Source organism: Geitlerinema sp. PCC 9228 (assembly GCF_001870905.1).
Classification (GTDB): domain Bacteria; phylum Cyanobacteriota; class Cyanobacteriia; order Cyanobacteriales; family PCC-9228; genus PCC-9228.
In genome coordinates this window covers 1-559 of record NZ_LNDC01000211.1, presented here as the reverse complement: position 1 = coordinate 559, position 559 = coordinate 1, and the positions used below count along the sequence as shown (strand labels likewise).

The following is a 559-nucleotide window of genomic DNA, read 5'->3' as shown; positions in this document are numbered from 1 at the left end:
TTGAGTTACATTGGCGTTCGCCTCGTTTTCCGAGACCGTATCTCGTTGCTGTGAAAGTTCGCTGGTTGCTGAGCTTGTCGAAGACGCATCGGTTTGACCGTTGGCAATGGGAACGGAAGCGCCACATAGAGCCAACCATCCCACGCATCCCATCAAATTCGCTTTCCACCACTTCGATTTCTTATATGCCATGTCCGTTTCTCACTTTATTTATTGGTTATTGGTTTGGTTTTTCGTGGATTTATATAAATTGAAACTCGATCGAAACTGTTATTTGTACGTAATTCCAACGCCGCACGGTATGGCTGGCGTATTATGAAAGAATATTGCTACTAGCAGCGCCACTTATGCAAGCAGAACTGCTGCCGCGATCGCGTATTATTACTGAATTTAAACTAACACCTGCTTTTCAAATTTGCTTAAAGTCCCTGCAAATCCGACCGATTGTTTTGATGAAAGTTTTGTAAATTTTTGTTATCGACATGGTCTTGGATGTAGGGATTGCCCGCTTTGCCGATTTTATGAATTTTGCCATCTTTGATGCCGATGTCGGCTTTAA

1 protein-coding gene is annotated in these 559 nt (G+C 42.9%); it reads right to left on the bottom strand.

Going from position 1 to position 559, the window contains the following annotated elements:
- Positions 1-192: hypothetical protein (locus AS151_RS21780; protein ID WP_139240840.1), on the bottom strand; the 192-nt coding region annotated here is incomplete at its 3' end.
- Positions 193-559: the final 367 nt, after the last annotated feature.